At 42.0% G+C, this 4,334-nt stretch carries 6 protein-coding genes; 5 read left to right on the forward strand and 1 reads right to left on the reverse strand.

All coding sequences use genetic code 11. The features are described 5' to 3' along the window. The first annotated feature begins 141 nt into the window (after positions 1-141). From PX636_RS15940 to dps, 5 genes are all read left to right on the forward strand, one after another. Positions 142-873 (forward strand): glutathione peroxidase, encoded by a 732-nt coding sequence (locus PX636_RS15940; protein WP_288117793.1) that lies wholly within the window; start codon positions 142-144, stop codon positions 871-873. 208 nt (positions 874-1,081) lie between these two features. Next, entirely contained in the window at positions 1,082-1,432 is a 351-nt protein-coding gene (locus tag PX636_RS15945) for a hypothetical protein (RefSeq protein WP_002739434.1), read from the forward strand. Between the two features lie 93 nt (positions 1,433-1,525). Beyond that, positions 1,526-1,732, forward strand: coding sequence for a type II toxin-antitoxin system HicB family antitoxin (locus PX636_RS15950; protein ID WP_002739432.1), 207 nt, complete (start codon positions 1,526-1,528; stop codon positions 1,730-1,732). 2 nt (positions 1,733-1,734) lie between these two features. Further along, positions 1,735-1,962, forward strand: a complete 228-nt coding sequence (locus tag PX636_RS15955) for a type II toxin-antitoxin system HicA family toxin (RefSeq protein ID WP_002739431.1) — start codon at positions 1,735-1,737, stop codon at positions 1,960-1,962. Between the two features lie 258 nt (positions 1,963-2,220). After that, on the forward strand, positions 2,221-2,754 hold the full coding sequence (gene dps / locus PX636_RS15960; RefSeq protein ID WP_002758588.1) for a DNA starvation/stationary phase protection protein Dps: 534 nt from the start codon (positions 2,221-2,223) through the stop codon (positions 2,752-2,754). Positions 2,755-2,786: 32 nt separating this feature from the next. On the opposite strand, the gene PX636_RS15965 is transcribed toward dps, so the two are convergent. After that, on the reverse strand, positions 2,787-4,070 hold the full coding sequence (locus PX636_RS15965; RefSeq protein ID WP_288117794.1) for a protein kinase domain-containing protein: 1,284 nt from the start codon (positions 4,068-4,070) through the stop codon (positions 2,787-2,789). Positions 4,071-4,334 lie beyond the last annotated feature (264 nt).

A 4,334-nucleotide genomic window follows, 5' to 3' on the forward strand; every position in this document is an offset into this window, starting at 1 on the left:
CTATTTCCCATTCTCCTGTCTCCTGTCTCCTATCTCCTGATTTAAGTATAAATACTTGTTGACAACTCATAGTCGTTATGATTACACTTAATTTAGACAAACTCGAAATGAGTACGACTTAGCAATTAGGAGTTGACGATTATGCTACCAAACCGAGAAGGGCAGAGAGTTCCCGATGTCACCTTTCCCGTGCGTCAAAATAATCAATGGGTGAACATCACCAGCGAGGAATTATTCAAAGGAAAAACCGTTGTTCTTTTTGCCTTACCCGGGGCATTCACTCCCACCTGTTCCACCTCCCATTTACCCGGATATAACGAATTAGCCCCAGTTTTTCGGGAAAATGGCGTAGATACTATTGTTTGCTTGTCGGTGAATGATACCTTTGTCATGAACGAGTGGGCAAAGGACCAAGAATGTGATAATATTCTCTTAATTCCCGACGGTAACGGCGAATTTAGCGCAGGAATGGGGATGTTAGTCGATAAAGCTGACTTAGGTTTCGGTAAACGTTCTTGGCGCTATTCGATGCTAGTCAAAGATGGTGTTATCGAGAAAATGTTCATTGAACCGGAAGAACCGGGAGATCCTTTCAAAGTCTCCGATGCGGAAACGATGTTAAACTACATCAACCCAGAAGCCAAAAAACCGCCTTTAGTCTCTCTTTTCTCGAAAGTGGGCTGTCCCTACTGCCTCCGGGCTAAGAAAATGTTAGAAGAAAAAGGGCTACAATACGAAGAAATTATCCTCGGACGCGATGCCACCAGTCGTTCTCTGCGGGCCATGAGTGGCAATACCACCACCCCGCAAGTCTTCATTAACGGCCAATTAATTGGCGGTTCGGAAGAGTTAGCAGCTCATTTAGGAGCATAATTAATCAGTTAGACCTCAAGTTATCTTTCCATTGCAACTGGAGAGATATCTGTGAGAGGTTTTGCCCGGGCAAGTTAGAGCTTTTTTGTTGGGTGTGATTGTAGTCTGATGTATTTCGTTAATCATTTATAGCGTTTCTCAGTCTTATAAAGTACACCATCTGTTGCCTGTTCCCTAACTAAAACCAGAAACTTTGTGCCTCACAAGTATGAGAATTGCTGATTTTGTGAAAGCCCGTGACTTCATAAAGCCAAATGAAAAGGTAGTCGTTATCTTTACAGAGGGAAAACACTTTGTTCTCCACGATGACAACACTGGTTCAACGGGTCAGTGGAAGATCGATCCCAATCGTGAAGTTGACCGTATTATTCTTTATCATCGTGATGATGAGAATAATGCGAATAATTTGTACATAGCGAACCATGCTGGTGCAGAGCCAGCAGACAGGGAAGGTCGATACGACATTCGATTAACTCATGTTCAGTACATAGGGGCAACATCCGTAAATTGGGTTGAGTTTGCTGAAGGTGGGCAAAACCCAATTCGGTATCTTCCTTGATGTAGCTTTGATTCCTGAAGGTTCTTGTCATCCACTAATAGGTAGGTGAGAACACGAGGTAAACTATAAGCTGGGAGATTGTGGCGAAAACTTATGAAGTTGACTGTAACACTTGACCGTGACGAAGATGGAGTTTGGGTTGTAGAATGCCCCAGCATTCCGGGTTGTGTCAGCCAAGGTAAAACGAGAGCAGAAGCTCTTGAAAATATCAGAGATGCAATTATCGCCTGCCTTCAAGTTCGTGCAGAACGTGGGCTACCGCTAACGATTGAAACTCACCAAGTAGAGGTAATGGCATAATCATGTCCTCTGCTCTTCCTGTTCTCAGCGGACGTGAGGTAGTCCGAGTATTTGAAACCTTCGGCTGGCAAGTTGCGCGTCAAAGTGCCAGCCATATTATCATGGTTAAGGAGGGCGAACAGGTAACACTCTCTGTTCCTGATCATCGTGAAGTGGCAAAGGGTACGCTTCGTAGTCTTATTCGTACTGCTGGAATTACGGTACAAGAATTTGTTTCTGGCATGAGATGAGCGATAAGAGAGGTCTGACAATTCGAGTGCAGCAGACGGACGAAGGCTGCTGATGCTCAGTTCAAGGTTGTCTGATGCCGCTGATTCGAGCCGTTACTTGTACTGAGCGCATTGGAAGTATCAGTTATCAGCTACTTGTTTTCCGAATTAATTGGCCGTTTTTCAGTTTATTATCAACGTCCAATAGGATCAAAATCAGTCCCTTATGCACCCACAAAAATTATCGAGTATTCTGTTAACTGATCAAGGAGAAAGATTATGGTAGCCACTCCAGTCAAAACCAAAACCACGGGACAATACTACGCCACTCGTATCGATTTAGCATTAGATATCCGCAAAGCTGTGGTTGAAATCTTAAGCCAAACCCTTGCCGCTAGTTTAGACCTAAAAACTCAGGTTAAACAGGCCCACTGGAATGTAAAAGGTTTAAATTTCTACCAATTGCACAGCCTATTCGACGAAATGGCCACGGAATTAGAAGGCTATGGGGACATGGTAGCAGAACGGATTACCGCTTTAGGTGGAACCGCTTTGGGAACAGCGCGCATCGCTGCCGCTAACTCGATTCTGCCGGAATATCCGGCTGATATCGTCGATGGTAGTGAACATATCGTTGCTTTAGCCGAACGTTATGCATTATACGCCGCCCATCTTCGTTCTGCTATTGATACCACTGGCAATCAAGGGGATGCCGACACAGCAGATCTCTATACGGAAATCTCCCGGGACATCGATAAACGTCTCTGGTTCCTAGAAGCGCATCTGATTAAATCGGAAGATGTTATCAGATAAATTTGGGGTGTATTAACTTAGCTTAATACACCTTAAATTCTCGTAATCGGTAAACGTAGCCAATCACTTAACTGTTGTGCCAACCAATCTAATTCGGCTTCGCTAACATCTTCACTGGCAGTGATAACATATTCTCGATGGTTGGCAACGAGAACCAGAGAAGGAGGAATAATATTAACATTTTCTCCCTGCATAGTGACGGTGACATTGCGACGGAGGAGACTATAAATTTCGCAACTAGCAGCATCGGCATTTAGTTTAAATTTCAGCCCCCAGAGTTTTTGGTAGAGAGAAACTTTTTTGGGGGTAATTTTTAACTCTAGTTCCCCCTGCCAAAAAGATTTCCATAACTGCCAAGATAAACTAGAGGAAATTAAATTGAGCAGAAAAATTAGGATAATTGGGATTAAAAAAGCGACCAGTTTGAGGTCGTAAATACCGATTATGGTTAAGAGGGTAATCGCAAAGAATAGGGATGGTAACAACTGTCTTAACTGGGTTTTGAGATTATTGAAAAACTTTTGTTTGGTTTTACTAGCGATTTTTATTTGCAGGAGATTATCTTTTTTATAAACAGTAACTTCGCTGCCGTAGGGTTTGGTAAGATTGCCAATAGATACTAAGATCAATTGACAACTATATAAGCTGGCTAAAGCTTCTGTCACCGAACGAAAATGAGGGTCTGGGGGGGAGTTTGATAATCTTTTTAACCAATAGATGAAAAAAGCACTTAGATTAGTTTTTTGCTCAAAGTTTTCGGGTATGTAACGATGCTTAATCCCCGTGCCTAAACTGATTAAAGTTTTGCCTAGATCCTCTAAGTCGGTGGTGGGAGAATCGGAATCAAAGGCAAAATCAACTAGATAAAAACGATGGGACTGGGTATCAAAGAGGATATTACTAAGTTTAATATTGCCGTGGTTAATGGGGACATCCTGCTGATGGAGATAGGAGAGAATCTCCAAAAGATATTTGGCAATTTGTTTGAGATCTTGTTCTGCTAACAAATAACTGGAGTTAAGATAGTTTTCTAAAGGCTGCGCTGATAAATAAGGTCGGACAATAGCGATGATTTGTTCTTGGGATGAATCTATCTCAAAGCTATCGAGGTATTTGGGGAGAGATGGGTGGGAGAGTTGTCGCAATAGGGCAATTTTACCGGTTATTTCTCCGATAAACTGACTCCCTTGCCCACTAGGAACAGAAATAAGTTTAATGATAACTAATTGGGTGGTGTGTCTGTCCCTCGCTAAGATAGTTTTTTTTCCCAGCACCTGTTGGACTTGATAACGACTATGGAGAACTCGATCGAGCATGGGGGAGGATGGAGTAAGGAGTATTTCTAGGATAGCTCACTCTGGAAACTCTAGCCGCCATCTTTAGCATCCTTTTAATATTTTAACCCATATTCCCCACTTCAGTTTGAAGCATAAAAAACTACAGGTCTTTTCAAAGAAAAAAAATCAGAATAAGCAAAAAAAATACTCAACCAATCAGATATTAGACCTCTTGCATAATTTTTTTATGGTATAATATAAGGTTTTGCTTTTTTCTCAATTCTTAGATTGAAGTGGAAAAAA

Source organism: Microcystis sp. M53598_WE2 (assembly GCF_030067735.1).
Classification (GTDB): domain Bacteria; phylum Cyanobacteriota; class Cyanobacteriia; order Cyanobacteriales; family Microcystaceae; genus Microcystis; species Microcystis aeruginosa.